The sequence below is a fragment of the Vreelandella sp. EE27 genome (assembly GCF_968206495.1).
In genome coordinates this window covers 2,019,998-2,038,075 of sequence record NZ_OZ309109.1, presented here as the reverse complement: position 1 = coordinate 2,038,075, position 18,078 = coordinate 2,019,998, and the positions used below count along the sequence as shown (strand labels likewise).

Sequence of the window (18,078 nt, the reverse complement as noted above, 5' to 3'; positions counted from 1 at the left end):
ATGTGAAGCGGCCTCGCCGCTACCACAGGAGGAACAGATCGCTCATGACCACGACTATCGAAGCGCCCGGCATTGATATTACCGATAGCGCCCAGGGCTATCTCGCGGAACTGCTGGAAAAGCAAAACGTGGATGGCATTGCGGTGCGTATCTTCATTACCCAGCCCGGTACACCCTACGCGGAAACGTGCCTGGCCTATTGCCGTCCCGGCGAAGAAGAGCCCAGCGATGTTAAGCTGGAACTCGAGAAAATCAATGTGTTTCTCGACAAGAACAGCCTCGCGTTTCTGGAAGAAGCGGTGGTCGATTTCAACGCCGACCGCATGGGTGGCCAGCTCACCATCAAGGCGCCCAACGCCAAGATGCCCAAGGTGAATGCGGACAGCCCCCTGGAAGACCGTATCAACTACGTGCTCTACAGCGAGATCAACCCGGGCCTTGCCGCTCACGGTGGCGAGATCAAGCTAATCGAGCTCACCGAGCAAAAGGTAGCGGTACTTGCCTTCGGTGGCGGCTGCCAGGGCTGCGCGGCGGTGGATCTGACCCTGAAAGACGGGGTGGAAAAGACCCTGGTCGAGCGCATCCCCGAGCTTGCCGGCATCCGCGATGTGACCGATCACACGGATACGACCAACGCTTATTACTAGGTTTTTGAAGCAGCAACGAATGTCGCTTTCCTAACGCATTATGCTGGAGCCGCTCATCGAGCGGCTCCATACTTTGGTTGATCGTTAAAGTGCGAAAACGCATTTACAGGCTGACTCATCAACGCCGTGACGAACGTACTACCGAAACGACGATCATCACCAAAAGCAATGCGTTGATGGCGAAAATGGTAGCGCTAATGGGGCGATCAAAGAAGATCATATACCCGTCTCGTGAAATCAGTAGCGCGCGGCGGAAATTGTTCTCCAGCACCGGCCCGAGAATCATGCCGATGATGATCGGGGCGAGAGGATAGTTCGCCCGGCGCAGCACATAGCCGATCACGCCGAAGACCAGCATGATCCAGAGATCGAAGACCGAGTTTTGCAGCGAATAGGTCCCAAGGGTGGAGAGAATGAGTACGGTGGGCAAAAGCCACGCTTTGGGTACACGTAATACCGTGCCAAACAGGGGCGCCAGCAGTACGCCCATTACCACCAGTACGACGTTGCTGAAGATATAGGCCAGAAAGATCCCCCCTGCGATTTCGGGGGTGTTTTGAAAAAGGTCCGGGCCCGGAAAGAAGCCAAGAAGAAACAGAGCGCCCAGCAGTACTGCGGTAGAAGCGTCGCCAGGAATACCCAATGAGAGGCTGGGAATCAGCGCGCCGCCACAAGTGCCATTATTGGCGGCTTCGGTTGCGACGACTCCTCCTTCTGCTCCTTCCCCATAGCCTTCCTCTTTTGCCGCCATGCGTTTGGCAGTGGCGTAGGAAATGAATGCGCTGACATCGCCGCCGGCGCCTGGGATCGCACCGAAGAATGCACCGATGAGCGCCGAGCGGATCAGATTGATCTTGTGGGACAAGACCAGATGTAGAGCGCGGAACGAAATCGCCAGTTTTTGCACTTTTGTCCGGGCCAGAAAATCTCCCTTTTCGATCTGAAAAAACAGCTCGGATAGAGCAAACAGCCCTACCACGACTGCAACGAGATGCGGCCCGCTGGCAAGGTGAAAGCTGCCAAATGTGAATCTATAGGCGCTTGTGAATTCGTCAGTTCCCATCATCGCCAGCGCCAAGCCTAGCCCGCCTGCAATCAAACCTTTCAGGGGCGAACCACCGGATACGATTGAGATGGTAAGAAGCCCCAGAATCGCTAGAGCCGTATACTCCGGTGGCGCAAACTGCAGTGCAAAGTCGGCGATGAGCGGGGAGAAGAAGAGCAGGATGATGCCGCCAATCAGGCCGCCCAAGGCCGAGGAGCTGACAGCTAACCCGACAGCGTCCTGAGCCCGGCCCTTTTGTGCCATGGGGTAGCCGTCAAAGAGCGTGGCGGCTGCCAGTGGTGTACCCGGTATGCGCAGTAGAATAGCCGATATGGAGCCGCCAGCCGAGCCGCCTACATAAATGGCAATCAGCATGCCCATCGCCGCCACCGGGGGCAGGTGAAACGCGACAGGTAGCATCAAAATGATACCCATGAGCGGACCAAGTCCCGGCAGAACACCGATGAACAAACCGGCCACGAGACCAAGCGCCGTAAGGATCAGTGCGTCGAACGAGAAGAAAAGGGGTACTCCCTCGCGTAGCAGTTCAAACATGGCCCGTTCCTAGGTGAAGATCGTAATTTCGAAAATGCCCACCGGTAACACCACGTTGAGCACGCCCTCGAATATAAAAGCGGTTGCCAGTGAAAGCGCCACGCCGCCCGTTATTGCGCCCACAAAACCGATACCGAATAAACGGAACAAAATGGCGGTCAGAACGGGTGTGGCTAGATGAAACCCCAGGGTGGGCAAAAAAATCAGGTAAGCAATAAACAGCGCAGTACAAGAAACGGCTTTTAGTGTGCCTTCGGATCGGGTCATCGCCGAAGGGTGCGATACGCGCCCAAGCCCAGTGCGAGCCGCGTTGAGAACCAGCAAGACAGTCATTATAACGGCCACTCCACGTGGAAACATGGCGGCATTCTGCATGGGGCCGCCGCTGGCAACGCCCTGTTCTGCCAGGCTGGTTGCCGAGTTCCAGAAGATCGCGATGGGAACACAGGCGAACAGTGCCCATGCGATCCAGTCGAACGCGAAGTCTCGGATAGGGCGCATCGGTCGCCTCCTTGTAGACACGCTGCCACTGATGGCCGGCAGCATGTCAAGCGGTCAAGAATTGAACTAGTTGTCGAGCGCCTCGAGTTGCTCAGACTCCCAAGAGATCGCATCGATGCCACCTTGAAGTTCATCGGCGGCGGAGCCGACGACTTCTTCGTACTCGCCGGGGCCGTGCATCAGTGAGACGTAGCCCATGTCGAGTAGACGCTGCTGGACATCCTCGCGGGCCAGAGCCGCGCCCATGGCATCACGCAGAACTTCAACGCGCTCCTCGGGGGTGTCCGGGTGAACCAGCCACCAGTTCCAGCCCATTGGCGCAAGCCCCGTCATGCCCAGGTCGATATCAAAGTCGGCCACCCGCGGCGCGCCGTCGTAGGTTGCAGAGGCTTCTTCAAGCTCGGAGAGTACCGCCAGCACGTTCACCTGGTCGCGGTTTACCTCGAAAACGCCGGGGTTGATGACCACGAAGTCGAGAATCCCGCCGCGCAGGTCGCGTATAGCGACATCGATTTCGGGATAAGGAACGAGTTGCGCGACCATGTCCTGGCTTTGTAGCACGCGTGCCATCACCATATGCGGCAGCCCATTGGCGACGCCTGGCGAGTAGCGAAGATCGCCGGGATTCTCCTTACCGTACTCAATCAATGAGGGGAGATCGGTAAAGCGCTCTTCGTCGGCGCGGGTAGCGATCGCAAAGCTATTGGAGGTGGCGGACCACAGTGGCGTGAAATCCTCGTAAGACCACTCGACGTTGCCCAGCATCGGTTGCAGCACCAGCGGCGCGACATAGCCATCGAAGATCGTATAACCGTCTGCTGCGCGTGAAAGTGCGGTCTCGAAGGCACGAGTGCCCGCGGCGCCGGGGGTCGAGACGACCGAAATATTCACCCCGAGCTCATCGCCCATGGCATCGGCAATAACCTGACTTGCGGCCATGGTGGCGCCTGGCGCCCAAGGGTAGATGTTCTCGATATTGCGTGTGGGGAAATCCTGTGCGATAGCGCTTCCACCGAGGAAAATAGCTGATGCAGCACATGTTATTTTTATCAGATGTTTCATCGTTTTACCTCTTGTTTTAGATTGGCGTCCAGACCGTACCATTGATAAAACTCTGTTGGCGTGTCATGCGCCAACAGCTCCGCATACATTTTCTCGTAAAGCCGGGCCTGCGCATCGGTGTTCGTAATTGGGCGCTCTTGGCAAGGGTCATTGGTTAGATCGTAAAGACGCGTGCCAAGATCAGCGTAGCCAATACCATCGTTGTTGGGAGGACGTTTGGCATCGCTCTGAGCGTCGATCGCCAACAGCGGAATTTCCTTGGTGAAGTCAAAACTGGGTACCAGCTTGGCGGTTTTAAGCTCTTGCGGGGTGAAAGGCGCCGTCATGTGGTTCGGTGCAAGTGTGTACTCGACGAGCCCCTCGGCGAAAATATCCGGCGGATAGTGATAGAGCACGTACCGGCCATCGGTGGCTCCGATCGGACCGGAGAAGACCCCGAAGATCGCCGCATCCCGTATATACTCTTCGTTCGATGCTAAAAGCGAGATCAAGCTGTTACTACGAGTTTCGTCGGGGACGGGGCAGCCATGCATCTCGAGGAAGGTTGGCATCAGATCGGTCGTCTGGGTCAAAGCGCTGCGCCGGCTGCCAGCCTTATCTGCGTGAGCCGGATGATGGATCATCAAGGGTATGTGGGAAATTTCTTCGTAATAGGGCATTCGAGCCTTGCCCCACCAGCCGTGCTCGGAGAGAAGAAAACCATGATCGGTGGACAGGACGATGCAGGTGTCTTCCCACATGTTGTGCTCGTCCAGGTAATCCAGCAGCCGGCCAAAGTAGTCGTCGCACATGGCGACCAGTGCCGCGTAATTGGCCCGAATCTCGGCGATTTCTTCGTCGCTTTCGACGACACGCTCATAGTGTGGCCAATCGAGTATTTTTCCCTGAAAGCCTGTTTGATAGGCCTCTTTAAACCGTTCCGGCGCGTGAAACGGCTCGTGCGGATCAAAACATTCCAGCATCAAAAACCAGTCATCGGCGTCGCGGTTGGCATCTAGAAAACTGAAAGCAGATTGGAAACATTTAGGACCAGGAAAATTCTCCTCGGCCACAATTTGCTGACGATTTTTAGCGTGTTGAAGGCGTTTGTTGGGTGTTTGAGTATCGTAGTGCCGCGAATCGAAGCTTTCGCTGATTCGACTCACTGGTGTCTCAACCAGCGCTACCCAAGGATCGTATTCCTGACCACGAATGAAATCATAGCTATCGAATTTGGTATGGAAACCGTGACCGCCATCCTCGAAATAGTGCAAGTGATCCGAGACCAGATGCGTATAAATGCCGTTCTGGGACAAAATCGAGGCAACCGAGTTATCGTAAGGCTCCATTGGTCCCCAAGAGCGATGCATGAAATTTAACCGGCCGGTATGAAGGTCGCGTCGCGCCGGCATGCAGGGCATGGATCCGACGTAGTGAGCGTCGAAGGTCACACTACGCTTGGCAAAACGATCGAAATTTGGCGTTTGCACCACCGTTCCACCGTATGCACCGAGCGCTGCTCGGTTAAGCGAATCGAAGAGTATGAAAATTGTCCGCATCCATCCCTCTCATGCTTTTGCTTTGATGACCAGTAGAAATCATTGTTGCATCTGGTAAAGATAAAAGGAAATATAAAAAAGTGGAGCATTGATAACTAAAGGTGATCACCATGCGAATTTTGATTTCGCGGCATCTGGAGAACTTCCTGGTGCTTTACGATGCGGGAAGCATGCACGAAGCCGCGCGACGCAAAAGAATCAGCCAGCCAGCCTTAACCAAGAGTTTAAAGTTGCTGGAGGCGGAAGCGGGAGCCGAGCTTTTCGTTCGCACTCATCGGGGTATCGAACCCACACTGGCGGGCAAGGCCTTGCATCGTCATGCATTGGTGATCGACCAAGAAGCGCGCTTTGCATCGATGAATCTCGCACACTTGCATCACAACCTTGGTTCGACTCTGCGAATCGGAGTGGGGCCGGTGTTGGCGGTCAGCAGTTTTCCGCAAGCGCTGGCATTATTTCGAGAGGAGTTCACCAAGCTTCGTATTGATATCGAGACTGGCATCTCAGAGTATCTCATCGATCGTCTCGAGCAAGACCGCCTGGATGTCGCGGTTACTGCCAGGCCCAAGGGTGACTTGCCCGAATCACTCAGTTTCAAGCCATTGCTTCACTCACCGATGGTGGCAATAGCCAGGTGCGGCCATCCTCTTTCTTATGAAGAGCGAATTTCTCTCAATACGTTGACCCGCTATGGCCGAGTGGGATTTACCGATGATTTCGAGTTCAGTGATTGGGCCAAGACAACGCTGACAACACACCCAAATGAGATTGAGGCGGTTTTACAAACCACCTCGATTTCGGTCATGTTCGCGATCCTTGCGAGCACTGATCACTATGCCATCGTAAGTTCGATGATTTTGTCACGCGCAAAACAGGATGGTTTACAGTTACTCCCCCTTTCCGATCCTCTTTGGTCACTCGATATCGGTGTGATTTGCAAAGCGACACTCGTGACATCTAAACCTGTGGTCGCATTGCAACGGATCTTCGCTCAGCAGGCTACGAGCCAAACTTGACTGCACGCCGAGTCGGGTCGGGTCGGGTCATCCCAATTTGTCCTGACACTAGCCAAGCATGACTATCTCGTACTGCATTTTTTATGCTCGATAAAGCAAGCCCCTCAAGAAACTTCCAGTTTCGCAGACGCTTTGGTTGGCTCCACTATCGAGCAGAAAACGGTTAGCGTCCGTTTTTAACACTTGGTCAACGTTTTATGATGCGAAATGTTGGTAAAAAAGCGGTTAATGAATTATCCAATAAGTAACTGCAAGTAATGAAAAACCAAAACAAGGGGGCAGGCTCATAAACACGCCATCGATGTTATCCAATATTCACAAGCCGATCTTTTTCGGTTCTTTGGGGCTTTTGCTGTTGGTGACGCTTCCGCTCATTATCTTCCCGGAGATGGGCCGGGTCTGGGTAATGGCGGCCCAGGAGTTCGTCTCACGCACCTTCGGCATGCTCTATTTGACCATGGGGATCGCCTCGCTCGGGTTCATGCTCTATATCGTGTTCAGCGATATCGGCCAGATCAAGCTCGGCGATATCGATACCGAGCCAGAGTTTTCCTTGCTTTCCTGGGGTGCGATGCTGTTCGCCGCGGGTATCGGCGGGGCGGTGGTGTTCTGGGGCATGGTCGAATGGATGTACTACCTGCAGGATCCGCCCTTCGGACTCGAGCCATTTTCTGATGAGGCCACCGCCTGGGCGGCCACCTACGGCATGTTCCACTGGGGGCCGGTGGCCTGGTCGATCTATCTGGTGCCGGCGCTGCCCATGGCGTACTTCCTCCACGTGCGCAAGCACAAGGTACTGCGCATCAGCGAGGCGATTCGCCCGGTGCTGGGGGAAAAGCTCGCGCGTAGCTGGCTTGGCAATATCATCAATATACTGTTCATCTTCGGCATGCTGGGCGGCGGCGCGACCTCGCTGGGTATTCTGGTGCCGTTGATCAACGAAGGGCTGGGTAATCTTTTCAACTTTACACCCAACGCGGCCAGTCAGGTGCTGGTACTGATCGGTACCACGGCGCTTTTTGCCATCAGTGCCTGGCGCGGGCTCAAGGGCGGAATCGAGCTCTTGTCCGACATCAACATGTGGCTGGGCCTGGGCGTCTTGACGTTCATCCTGATCGTGGGGCCCACGGTGTTCATTCTGGATACCGGGCTCAACTCCATTGGTTTGATGCTGAGTAACCTGGTGCGTATGGCGACCTGGACCGAGCCCTTTGGCTCACTAGGTGGCTTCGAGGAAACCGGCTTCACCCGGACATGGACGGTGTTCTATTGGGCCTGGTGGCTCGTTTTTGCGCCGACGGTAGGCTTGTTCATCGCGCGAATCTCCAAGGGGCGGCGCATCAAGACCATGGTGGCAGGTTCCATGTTCTTCGGCTCACTTGGCTGCGCGCTGTTTTTCATCATCCTGGGCAATTACGGCCTCTACCTACAGCTAAGCGGTACCCTGGACGTCATTCAGATCATGAACGACAGCTCCGCTAACGCGGCGTTCTACGCGGTGCTGGGTGAGCTTCCGCTGACCTGGCTGGTGACGCTGGCGGTGGTGATACTGCTTTCGATCTTCACGGCCACCACCTTCGACTCCATCGCCTACATTCTCTCCTCGGCGGCGGAGAAGAATCTCGAAGAAGAGCCGGGGCGTTTTCATCGCCTGTTCTGGGCATTTACGCTGTCGTTTTTGCCCATGTCGCTGCTGTTTCTGGGCGGTCTCGAGACGCTGCAGACGGCGAGTATCGTCAGCGGGGTGCCGCTTTTATTGATCGCGGTGCTGTTGATGGTCTCGATGGTGCGCGCTGCCAAATACGATTTGCGCTATCAGCCGGATTACAACGACCCGGAGATCAATATCGAAGAGTTTCCGGAGAACGACCCCTGGACCGAAGAAGGCTCCTGGGAGCATCCCGAGGAGTCGGAGGACGAGGCCCCCAAGCCCCAGACCTAAGCAAACGGGGCGCCGGGAGAAGTCGGCCTGCGCCGCGCTGACCTGATAAGAAAGCAGAGCCACCTCCTAGCGAGGTGGCTTTTTTGTATCACTCTCCTTTTGTGCCGCGGTGAGCGTTTGCGGCAGGGTGCTTAGCTGCTGATGAAGCGCCTGGATCTGTTCGTTGAGCGAGCGCTGCCATGCGTTGGCATCGCTTGCCTGGGCGCGGCTCTGCTCCAGCTGTTGCTGGCTCTGCTGCAGGCGTTGCTCGAGCTCGGCATTGTCCTCGCTCAAGGCGCGTTTATCCTTTTCAAGCTGCGCCAGGTGTTCTTTAGCGCTGCGCGCCTCCAGGCTCTGTTGCTGAAGGGCTTCCTGCTTGCGCGCAAGCTCCTCTTCGAGTGTAGTGCGTTTTTGTTCCTGCTGGCCGAGCCGCTTCTGGTGCGCTTTCTCTTCCTGAGCGCGCTCTTGTCTGAGCGTATCCAGTAGGGCCATCAGCTTGCCCTCAGAGGCCTCGTTGCGCTCCTCTTCCTGAGCCAGGCGCTGCTCCCAACTTTTTTGCATTGCCTGGCGCTCTTGCTGGGCGCTTTCCTGATACGCCTGATAACGCTGTTCGAGTTCTGCATTGGCGTGTTGGGCGCGCTCGGTCTGCTTCTCGGCGCGCGTTGCCTGCTCGATCAGCTGGGCCTGGCTCGACTCGAGCGTGGCGAGTTCGCGGCTCAGTGCTTCAAGGCGCGCCTCGGTATGACGCAGGTGCTCGGCCAGCGCTTTCTCGCGCTGCTGGGCATCCAGGGCGTTCTGCTCGGCGCGCTCCGCGGCTTCCTTGGCTTCGTCTACCTGCCGGCTTGCGTCTTCGCGGTAGTGGACCAGCGCCTGGTTGGCGACGTCCTGGGCCTCGCGCCACAGCTCACTCGCCGTATTCACGACGACTTCCGGCACGCCCTTGGGCGGCGGTACGTCACGGTTTTGTTCGCGCTCACTGCGCCACTGGCGAAAGTGCTCGCTGATGGTCGTAAAGCTGCCCGTACCCAGCACCTCGCGAATGCGCTGAACACTGGGGTTGTCGCCCTGGCTCAGCAGCGTGTCGATTGCCTGCTGAACGTCGCTGTACTGAATGCCGCTACGCGCCATGGTGTCGATCCTGATGGTCGGTGAAGCGGCCATTTTGGCTTAGTGTGCTGGTTAATACAATAATTACGTAAAACGTAATATGTAATTTTATTTACGAATAGACTACGAAATTCAAGATTACACGTATTATCTTGAGTTTTTATAGCTTACTCGGCAGAATTCGGGGTGAGGGGTAAACAAACAGGAGGGCGGCGTGAGCGATGACGGGCTGCTTGTTAGTCAAGATATTGAATTAGAAGAAGTTTTAGGAGGTGTCGAGCGCGTTGCTAGCGGCGCGCGCATCGAGGCCGCAAGCGACGCCGAGGCGGTGGGGCTTTGGCTTGCCGAATATCGCGAAAGCACCCAAACCTTCAAGGCGTACCGGCGCGAGGCACAGCGGCTGCTGCTCTGGCTCGACAGCATCGGTAGGCGCTTGAATGAGCTGGATCGTGAGGCGCTTCGCGCTTTCGAGGCGTTTCTGGAAAACCCGCAGCCCGCATCCTTTTGGGTCGGGCCCGGCGCGCCGCGCTCCAGCCCGGACTGGCGACCGTTTCGCGCCGGGCTTTCACCGGCCAGCCGCCGCCAAAGTCTGGTCATTCTTCAAGGGCTTTATAGCTGGCTGGTCGAGGCGGGATGGGTTGCGCATAACCCGTTTCGCTTGATGCGCGATAAATCACGGCGGCTCAATAATCAGACGACGTCGGTCGAGCGCTACCTGGAGCAGTCGCTTTGGCAGTGGCTTTGGGGCTGGATCGACCAAACAGAGGAGGGCGCAAGCCCCAGGCAGCGCTTCGAGCAGGCGCGGCGGCGGTTCATTTTTAGCTTTGCTTACTTATTGGCGCCGCGCATCAGCGAAATGAGTGAGGCCAAAATGGACGATTTTCGCCTGATAGAAGGGCGCTGGTGGTGGGTGGTGACCGGCAAGGGCCAAAAACGGGCGCGTATACCGCTGCCCGAGGACATGCTCGAGGCACTAAAAGAGTGGCGCCTTGCGCTCGGCCTTTCACCGCTGCCCGGCTTCGACGAGCCGACGCCACTTCTGCGTGCGCTGGATAAAACCCGCGGTATCAGCGACAACCAGCTCTATCGGTTGATCAAGTCGGCGTTTTTACAGGCATCCCAGGCGCTCGAGCAAGAGCAGGGCGAACCGGCCCATGTCGATACGCTAAGGCGGGCCACGCCGCACTGGCTGAGACACACCTCGATTACCCATCAGGCGCAGTCGGGTATCAGCCTTCGCTACCTGGCCGAGAGCGCCCGCCACGCCCGCCTGGAAACCACCAGCCGCTACCTGCATACCGAGGCCGACGAATGGCACGATGAGCAGCAGCGCCACCGCATTCATTCGACGACCCCAAAAAGCGGTAGTGACGCGTTATAATGCTCGCCAGATTTATCTTTCAAGACGTCCAAGGAGGCATCATGAGCACGCCAGGCCCCGAGCTTGCCCAGCAAGAGCTGGTTGAAGAGTTTGAGATGTTCGATAACTGGATGGACCGGTATCAGTACATCATCGATATGGGAAAGCAGCTCCCTGAATTTCCTGGCGAATGGCAAACCGAGCAGTACAAGATCCAGGGGTGTCAGTCGAACGTGTGGATGAACCATGAGGTCGATGGCGAAAAGCTGGTGTTCAAGGCGACCTCGGACGCTGCCATCGTCTCGGGTTTGATCGGCATGCTGCTGCGCATCTACAGCGAGCGTACGCCGGCAGAGATCACCGCGACCCAGCCGCACTTTCTTCAGGACCTGGGGCTGGATAAACACCTGTCACCCACACGCAGCAACGGCCTGCACGCGATGCTCGAGCGTATCTATCAGGTCGCGCAAAGCGGCTAGGCTTTGTTCTTACCGTTCGGCTTCTTGTCGTGACCGGCGCAGGCGTCTTTACCTTCGTTGCGCTGGTCGGCCTTGTGCAAGGCTTCGCTTCGCCCGCCGGGAACCGGGTCCATGCCACCTGGGTGGCCGGGGTGGCACTTGCTGATGCGTTTGATCGCCATCCAGCCGCCCTTGAACGGGCCATGCACCTTTATGGCTTCAACGGTATAGGAAGAGCAGCTTGGCCAAAAGCGGCAGCGCGGGCCGAGCAGGGGGCTCAACGTTACCTGATACACTTTGACCAAACCGATCAAGATCGCCCCCAGCGCCCTGGTCAGCGCGATTTTAAGGGCGCGTAAAGCGGGCACGTTATTGGGCGTAGAGGGTGGCCGGGTCAATCAGCGCTTCGCTGGTGATCGCGGCGTTTTGGGCGTCGATTGCGATATAAAAGCAGCTTTTACGCCCGGTGTGGCAAGCAGGGCCGGTTTGATCGACCTGAAGAAGTAGCGTGTCGCCGTCGCAATCGAAGGCGGCGGAGACCAGTGCTTGCTGCTGGCCGGAGCTTTCGCCCTTGCGCCAGAGCTTTTTGCGCGAGCGCGAGTAGTAGCATACGCGCGTCGTTTTTAACGTCTCTTCCAACGCTTCGCGGTTCATCCAGGCCATCATCAGCACTTCTTTGGTGTCGTGCTGCTGCGCAATGGCCGGTATCAGCCCTTCGTCATTGAATTTGGCCGCGTCCAAAAGCGCTGGCGTCTCGGGCAGCGTGTCTTCGCCCGTAGCGGCTTCGATCGCTTTAAAGAGCTCATTGGGCGGGATCTGGTCAAAACGGGACATAAATACTCGTATTAAGTGAATGCATTTAAGCGCGAGCCGTTTGACTCGAGGAGGGCTAATCGATGCGCTGCTCTTTTCGGCACGCCGCACAAAGGCCCTGAAGTTCGATGGTTTGGCGCTCTACGTTGAAGCCCTTTTGGCTTGCAAGCTCTGCCAGTTCATCGCTAACTGCATCCAGGTGCAGCTCCTCGACGTGGCCGCATTGTCGGCAAATCAAAAGTTGGAAGCCGTGGGTATGTTCCGGGCAGGCGCAGGCAATATAGGCGTTTTGTGACTCGATACGGTGAACGAAGCCTTCCGTAATCAAAAACTCCAGCGCCCGGTAAACGGTGGGCGGGCGGGCCGCGGCGTGTTCGCTCGAGAGTTGGTCGAGCAAATCGTAGGCTTTCAAGCCGCCGCCGTTGTCCGCGATCATTTCGAGCACGCGCTTGCGAATAGGCGTAAAACGCACTCCCCGCGTAATGCACTGTGATTCCGCCTGCTGCAGTAGCGTACTGGTTTTCATCATCAACGACCCGGTTAACGTAACACGCCTAGTTTACGCGCTCGCCGCCTTCGTGTCAGGGGAGGCGGTAAGCTCGCTTTGCCGGGCAAAGTGGTGCTGGGCAAAGGCCACGCGCTCCTGGGCGCCCACGCCATCGGGTTGGCGTTCGATCAAATCGAGCCGCCGGCGCAACCCCTCGCCATTGGTCATTTGAATGGCGAGGCCCGGGCGGGCATTGAGCTCCAAAAGCATCGGGCCGTGCACCCGGTCGAGCACCATGTCGGTGCCCAGATAGCCAAGCCCGGTCATTTCATAGCAGCCGGCGGCCAGGTTCAAAAGGGTGTCCCATTGAGGCACCACCAGGCTTGCCAAATCATGGCCGGTATCCGGGTGGCGGTAGCAGGGGCGGTCGAACTGCACGCCGCGAAGCGCCTCGCCACTGGCGATGTTGAGCCCCACGCCGACCGCCCCCTGGTGAAGGTTGGCTTTACCGTCCGAGGCCGCGGTAGACAGGCGCATCATGGCCATGACCGGGTAGCCCTTGAAGACGATGACACGGATATCCGGTACGCCTTCGTAGGTGTAGGCCATCAGGCTCTCGTCGAAGTTGATCAGCGTTTCGATCACCGCGACGTCCGGCGAGCCACCCAGCGAATAGAGCCCGGAGAGGATATTGGACACGTGACGCTCTATATCGGTCAGTGTCAGGTGGGCGCCGCTTGGTTTGATGAAGGCATTCTCTTCGACGTTCTCGATCACCAGAATGCCTTTGCCACCGCTGCCCTTGGCGGGCTTGATGACGAAGCCTTTGTGGCCGGTCAGCATCGCGCCGATATGCTTGACCCCGAACTGGGTGCCTACCGTGCCGATCAGCGCTGGGGTGGTGATGTTATAGCGCTGGGCCAACAACTTGGTTTGGAGCTTGTCGTCCACCAGCGGATAGAGCTTGCGCGAGTTGTACCGGCCAATATAGCGGATATTGCGCCGGTTCATTCCGATGATGCCCTTGCTCTGCAGGTTTTTGGGCCAGGTCCAATCCTTTAACCAGCTCATGACGGTTTCTCGTCATCAATAATAGGCTTGAAGCGGCGAAGCTCCAGCAGGCGGTAACCGGTGTAGTTGCCCAGCAGCAAAATGAACGCCATCAGAATCAGCTGCACACCGAGGAAATTGAAGGTGATGTGGCGAATCCAGGGGTTGTTCATGGCCAGGTACGCCAGTACCGCGGTGACCAAACTACCGCCCCCCTGAATCAGTACTTCCTTGGGACCTTCCTCTTCCCAGAGAATCGACATGCGCTCGATCGTCCAGGCCAAAATGATCATCGGGAAGAAAGTGACGGTAAGCCCGGCACTAAGCCCCATACGGTAGGCAAGTACGGTGAAGGCGGCAATGATGGCGATGACCGTGATGATCACCGCCGACACTCGCGCCACCAACAGTAAATTCAAATACGACAGATAGTTACGAATCACCAGGCCGACGGCAACGATCAACAAGAAGCCGATGAGACCGGTTAGCAGCGTGGTCTGGATGAACGCCAGGGCGATCAGTACCGGCATGAAGGTACCGGAGGTTTTAACGCCGATGAATACGCGCAGCAGCACGACCACCAACGCACCAATAGGGATCAGCAAAATGGTCTGGAACAGCGCTTGCTCTTCCAGCGGCAGGCTGTGAATCGAGAAATTCAGCAGCGTATTGTCCGAGCGGTGATTGCGCACGGCCGCCGAGGCGGGCTGATTGTGGGTCAACATCGAGAAGCTGACTTGGGAGTTGGTGCCACCCAGCACTTCGAGCACCGCGCGGCCGCCGGTTTCCCATAGCAGCAGGTTGTCCGGCCGGCCACGCTCGCCGGTAACCGGGTTGAAAATCGCCCACTGATCACCGGGCTCGTCGAAGACCTGAATCCAACTCGAAAGCGACTGACGCCGGCGGGCGTCTTCGAGCAATAAGCCGCTGACTTCCCGCGCTTGGACACCGGCCTGGTTCAAAAGGCGCACGATAAGCGCCGAAGGCTCTTCCTGGGTCAGCAGCAGGCGTGCGTTCTCCGCCTGGCGCTCGCCGTTGATGTCCAGGATGAGCTCGCGGGCGAAGGTCGCGTTATCGGCACTGCGCGCCCAGGCGCGTTCGATGATCTGTTCGGCGGCCGACTCGTAGGGTGACTCCCAAGGGGTCGGCGTCGAAAGCCCGGGCGGGGTCTGGATCGGCGCGCGGGCATCCGGTGATACCAGCATCTGTACCGAGTAGTAAAGCTGCTGGCTACCGGCGGCGTTGCGAATCGTCCACTGCGCCTGGCGGCCCAGCTCGTCGGCGCTATAGGCAAGCCCATAGCCGGATGACGCGGTGTTTTCGGTCAGTACGCGGTATCCCGCCTGGTGGGAAGGCAGCGCAAGGTCGACCTGAACCGGGCCGTTTTGAGCGTTGAAGGTGATGACCGCTTCGATTTCCCATACCTGGCGCTGTTCGCCGGGCACCCAGGGGATTTCGAACTGGACGTGGCGGTGAACGCTGGCAGCGATCCCCGCAATCAATAAAAAACCCACGATCAAATAGAAGGGCAAGCGTGACATGAAGATTCCTTTCAGCGAAAAGCGACAGGGTAGAGCGGTTACTCTTCGGTATCGTCCTGATCATCAGCTACTTCATCGTCAGCTGCCTGGTCTGCAGGCTCGCCGCCGGGAAATTCGGGCCGATCGTGAATGTAGGACTGCGCCACGTCGATAGTGGCAATATCCATCATGAAGCGTCGTCCCAAAAGCACCGGAAAATCCAGATGTGACCGATCGTTTAGCGTGAATTCGACGTTTTCGCGAATCGGCCCCAGGGTCAACAGCAGCGAGATGACCGGGCGCGACTCTTCGCCGGAGGCTTGAACGATGCGAACCCGGCGCTGGATGGGCGCTTCGATCCACTCGTCGCGTATCTGCTCGACGGCTACGTCTTCCTCGTTGAGCGCCAGTTTGAAACGCACCCAGTTTTCGCCATCGCGCTCGAACCGTGTGATATCCGAGGCGGAAAGCGACGAGGTGCTGGCTCCCGAGTCGATACGGGCCTGCAGGTAGGTACCGATCATGGGAAAGCCGACCCATTCGCTGCGTCCCAAAAGCGTTTTATCGCTTTGAGTCTGCTCGATCTCACACTCTTCGCGAACGATCAGGGGTTCTTCACCGCGAGCTTCGATATCCGCCACGTCGCGCTGGAGTACGCGCAACAGATTGCCCACTTCGTGCATGTTGGAGACCAGGGTTTGGTGCTGGCTGATCTGCTCGGTTTGCAGCGAACGGGTGTCGCACTGCTGAACGAGTGCCGATTCGAGCTCCTGAATGCGCGAGTCAAACGAAGCCTGGCTCAGCGGCGGGGGCTCGTTTGGCTCTGGCTGGTTCACTGCACAGCCTGCCAAAAGCAGCGGCGTAGCCATCAACCAGATAAGTGTTGGGCGCATAAAATGGGAATTCCTTGCCGATCGAGAGGGGGAATAATATGAATAAGTACGCTGCCTTGTCCAATACGGTGGCGGTTTTTTATTAACTCAAGATATCTGATTTAACATAATATATATTATACGAACTAAAGGGCACGGTTTTCTTCACGGACCGCCTTTGTGTTGAGCTTCTTCTATCTCTGCTTTACAAATAGCCCGCTGACTCAAGGCATGCCAATAAAAAGGACAGCCCATATCGGGCTGCCCTTTGAACGCCTGCGTTGGCCGTATCGATCCGGTCGCTACCAGATCACTCTTCTGCCGGCGCGTAAGATCCATCTTCACGATGGACTTCCTTGCCGGTAAGCGGCGGTGTAAACACACAGGCCACGGTCATGCCTTTTTCCTTGCCGCGCAGCAGGTGTTCGTCGTGCTGATCCAGCATGTAGACATCACCCGCTTTGATCGGCCAGATCTTGCCATCGGCGATGGTTTCCACTTCGCCTTCGCCCTCGTAGCAGAAAACGGCTTCGTAGTGGTTCTTGTAATGGATATGGGTTTCGGTGCCCGGGAAAATACGGGTGATGTGAAACGAGAAGCCGGCCTTGTCGCTGGCCAGTATCAGACGCGTGCTGTCCCAGTTACCGTTCTCCGCCGTTACCAGGCGGTCTGTCTTGCGGGCTTCTTCCAGGTTGCGAACGATCATCGATGTGCTCCTTATGAGGTGGCCGTGTTTGGCCACCGTAACAGTCTTGGGCGTGGCTTAACGGGGTCTACCGCGTTACTTTTTTTCGTTGATCACTGCTTCGACACATTTTTCGAGAATATCCAGACCCGCAATGAGGTCTTCATCGCTAATGGTCAGCGGGCAGAGACATTTGACGACTTCACCGCCCTGGCCGCTGGTTTCGATGATCAGGCCGTGCTCGAACGCTTTGGCGGTAATTTCATCGGCAATATCGCCGGAAACCACGTCAATACCGCGCATTAGACCGCGGCCGCGCTCGGTGGCCGGCATGCCACTGTCAGACAAGCGCTTGGCCAGCTTCTGGAAGCGCTCTTCGACGATGCGTCCTTTGCGCTGGACATCACGCTCGAAGGTATCGTTGGACCAGTACTTTTTAAGCGCCGCCGTCGCCGTGACCATGGCGAGGTTGAAGCCACGGAAAGTCCCGTTGTACTGACCCGGTTTCCACTGGTCGAGCTCCGGGCGCATCAGCACGTGAGCAAACGGTAGACCAAAGCCGGAAAGCGACTTGGAGTTCGTCACCATATCGGGTTTGATACCCGCATGTTCGAAGCTAAAGAACTTGCCGGTCCGCCCGCAGCCTGCCTGAATGTCATCGATGATCAAAAGAATATCGTTGGCCTGGCAGATGCTTTCCAAACGCTTGAGCCAATCGAGGCCCGCCACGTTGATACCGCCCTCGCCTTGCACGGTTTCGACGATGACCGCCGCCGGGATATCCAACCCACCGGATTTATCGCCCAGAAGCTTCTCGAAGTAATCCAGCGTGTCGGCGTGCTCGCCCATGTAGCCATCGTAGGGCAAGAAACTTGCGCCCTGGGTGGGGATGCCGCCGGTCGCTTCGCGGAATTTGCGGTTACCGGTCGTGGCAAGCGCGCCCATGGTGACGCCGTGAAAGCCGTTGGTGAAGGTCACGATGTTATGGCGGCCCTTGGCAACGCGAGCCAAGCGGATCGCTGCCTCGACGGCGTTGGTGCCCGTGGGGCCTGGCAGGTGTACTTTGTAGTCGAGCCCGCGCGGCTTGAAAATCAGCTCGTTCAGCGTATCGAAGTAGTCGCGCTTGGCGGCCGTCCACATATCCAGGCCATGCACCACGCCATCCGACGACAGATAGTCGATCATCGCTTCCTTGAGGTGGGCATTGTTGTGACCGTAATTGAGCGTACCGGCACCGGCGAGGAAATCGATGTATTCGCGCCCTTCTTCATCGGTCAAACGCGCGTTTTTCGCCTTGGTGAACACTACCGGGAACGAGCGCGAATAGGTACGCACATTGGATTCCATACGTTCAAGCGTTTGGGTCTGCATGTTGACCTCCCTTTCAGAGAATGACCTGTCTCAGAACCTTGAGACGGCTAAATGAATTTTCAAGGGCTTA

18 protein-coding genes are annotated in these 18,078 nt (G+C 57.1%); 5 read left to right on the top strand and 13 right to left on the bottom strand.

Translation table 11 applies throughout. The features are described from left to right. The first annotated feature begins 44 nt into the window (after positions 1-44). The gene (gene nfuA, locus ACWHVV_RS09780) at positions 45-647 is read left to right on the top strand and encodes a Fe-S biogenesis protein NfuA (RefSeq protein ID WP_447926083.1); all 603 of its coding nucleotides are present in this window, start codon (positions 45-47) and stop codon (positions 645-647) included. Between the two features lie 118 nt (positions 648-765). Here nfuA and ACWHVV_RS09775 read toward each other — a convergent pair whose 3' ends face one another. The 4 genes from ACWHVV_RS09775 to ACWHVV_RS09760 form a co-directional block, all read right to left on the bottom strand. Continuing rightward, a complete protein-coding gene (locus tag ACWHVV_RS09775; RefSeq protein WP_447926082.1) occupies positions 766-2,247 on the bottom strand; it encodes a tripartite tricarboxylate transporter permease in 1,482 nt (493 codons plus the stop codon). A 9-nt stretch (positions 2,248-2,256) separates the two neighbouring features. Next, on the bottom strand, positions 2,257-2,793 hold the full coding sequence (locus ACWHVV_RS09770) for a tripartite tricarboxylate transporter TctB family protein (RefSeq protein ID WP_447926081.1): 537 nt from the start codon (positions 2,791-2,793) through the stop codon (positions 2,257-2,259). A gap of 21 nt (positions 2,794-2,814) precedes the next feature. Further along, on the bottom strand, positions 2,815-3,687 hold the full coding sequence (locus ACWHVV_RS09765; RefSeq protein WP_447926080.1) for a Bug family tripartite tricarboxylate transporter substrate binding protein: 873 nt from the start codon (positions 3,685-3,687) through the stop codon (positions 2,815-2,817). Between the two features lie 119 nt (positions 3,688-3,806). Continuing rightward, on the bottom strand, positions 3,807-5,348 hold the full coding sequence (locus ACWHVV_RS09760) for a sulfatase (RefSeq protein WP_447926079.1): 1,542 nt from the start codon (positions 5,346-5,348) through the stop codon (positions 3,807-3,809). Between the two features lie 110 nt (positions 5,349-5,458). Here ACWHVV_RS09760 and ACWHVV_RS09755 point away from each other — a divergent pair, with 110 nt between their 5' ends. Together ACWHVV_RS09755 and ACWHVV_RS09750 are read left to right on the top strand one after the other, a co-directional pair. Further along, positions 5,459-6,364: a LysR family transcriptional regulator gene (locus ACWHVV_RS09755; protein WP_447926078.1), complete on the top strand. Its 906-nt coding sequence runs from the start codon at positions 5,459-5,461 to the stop codon at positions 6,362-6,364. A gap of 301 nt (positions 6,365-6,665) precedes the next feature. Then, positions 6,666-8,306 carry a BCCT family transporter gene (locus ACWHVV_RS09750; protein WP_447926077.1) on the top strand — a complete coding sequence of 547 codons (1,641 nt, stop codon included), beginning with the start codon at positions 6,666-6,668 and terminating at the stop codon, positions 8,304-8,306. 66 nt (positions 8,307-8,372) lie between these two features. Here ACWHVV_RS09750 and ACWHVV_RS09745 read toward each other — a convergent pair whose 3' ends face one another. Further along, the gene (locus ACWHVV_RS09745; protein ID WP_447926076.1) at positions 8,373-9,413 is read right to left on the bottom strand and encodes a DNA-binding protein; all 1,041 of its coding nucleotides are present in this window, start codon (positions 9,411-9,413) and stop codon (positions 8,373-8,375) included. 226 nt (positions 9,414-9,639) lie between these two features. Here ACWHVV_RS09745 and ACWHVV_RS09740 point away from each other — a divergent pair, with 226 nt between their 5' ends. After that, positions 9,640-10,773: a tyrosine-type recombinase/integrase gene (locus tag ACWHVV_RS09740; RefSeq protein ID WP_447929135.1), complete on the top strand. Its 1,134-nt coding sequence runs from the start codon at positions 9,640-9,642 to the stop codon at positions 10,771-10,773. 41 nt (positions 10,774-10,814) lie between these two features. Further along, positions 10,815-11,231 (top strand): SufE family protein, encoded by a 417-nt coding sequence (locus ACWHVV_RS09735; protein ID WP_447553027.1) that lies wholly within the window; start codon positions 10,815-10,817, stop codon positions 11,229-11,231. Here the strand turns inward: ACWHVV_RS09735 and yidD are convergent. The 8 genes from yidD to ectB all read right to left on the bottom strand — a co-directional run bounded on the left by yidD (position 11,228) and on the right by ectB (position 18,008). Then, positions 11,228-11,578: a membrane protein insertion efficiency factor YidD gene (gene yidD, locus ACWHVV_RS09730; RefSeq protein WP_447929134.1), complete on the bottom strand. Its 351-nt coding sequence runs from the start codon at positions 11,576-11,578 to the stop codon at positions 11,228-11,230. The genes ACWHVV_RS09735 and yidD overlap by 4 nt on opposite strands. 1 nt (position 11,579) lies before the next feature. Further along, a complete protein-coding gene (gene hisI / locus ACWHVV_RS09725) occupies positions 11,580-12,044 on the bottom strand; it encodes a phosphoribosyl-AMP cyclohydrolase (protein WP_447926075.1) in 465 nt (154 codons plus the stop codon). 55 nt (positions 12,045-12,099) lie between these two features. Next, positions 12,100-12,552: a transcriptional repressor gene (locus tag ACWHVV_RS09720; RefSeq protein WP_447926074.1), complete on the bottom strand. Its 453-nt coding sequence runs from the start codon at positions 12,550-12,552 to the stop codon at positions 12,100-12,102. 30 nt (positions 12,553-12,582) lie between these two features. After that, positions 12,583-13,581: an alpha-L-glutamate ligase-like protein gene (locus tag ACWHVV_RS09715; RefSeq protein WP_447926073.1), complete on the bottom strand. Its 999-nt coding sequence runs from the start codon at positions 13,579-13,581 to the stop codon at positions 12,583-12,585. Continuing rightward, entirely contained in the window at positions 13,578-15,101 is a 1,524-nt protein-coding gene (locus tag ACWHVV_RS09710) for an inactive transglutaminase family protein (protein WP_447926072.1), read from the bottom strand. The genes ACWHVV_RS09715 and ACWHVV_RS09710 overlap by 4 nt, the downstream gene beginning before the upstream one ends. 38 nt (positions 15,102-15,139) lie before the next feature. Further along, positions 15,140-15,973: an ATP-dependent zinc protease family protein gene (locus tag ACWHVV_RS09705; protein WP_447926071.1), complete on the bottom strand. Its 834-nt coding sequence runs from the start codon at positions 15,971-15,973 to the stop codon at positions 15,140-15,142. Between the two features lie 289 nt (positions 15,974-16,262). After that, positions 16,263-16,658: an ectoine synthase gene (locus ACWHVV_RS09700; RefSeq protein WP_447926070.1), complete on the bottom strand. Its 396-nt coding sequence runs from the start codon at positions 16,656-16,658 to the stop codon at positions 16,263-16,265. 75 nt (positions 16,659-16,733) lie between these two features. Further along, positions 16,734-18,008: a diaminobutyrate--2-oxoglutarate transaminase gene (ectB, locus tag ACWHVV_RS09695; protein ID WP_447926069.1), complete on the bottom strand. Its 1,275-nt coding sequence runs from the start codon at positions 18,006-18,008 to the stop codon at positions 16,734-16,736. Positions 18,009-18,078: the final 70 nt, after the last annotated feature.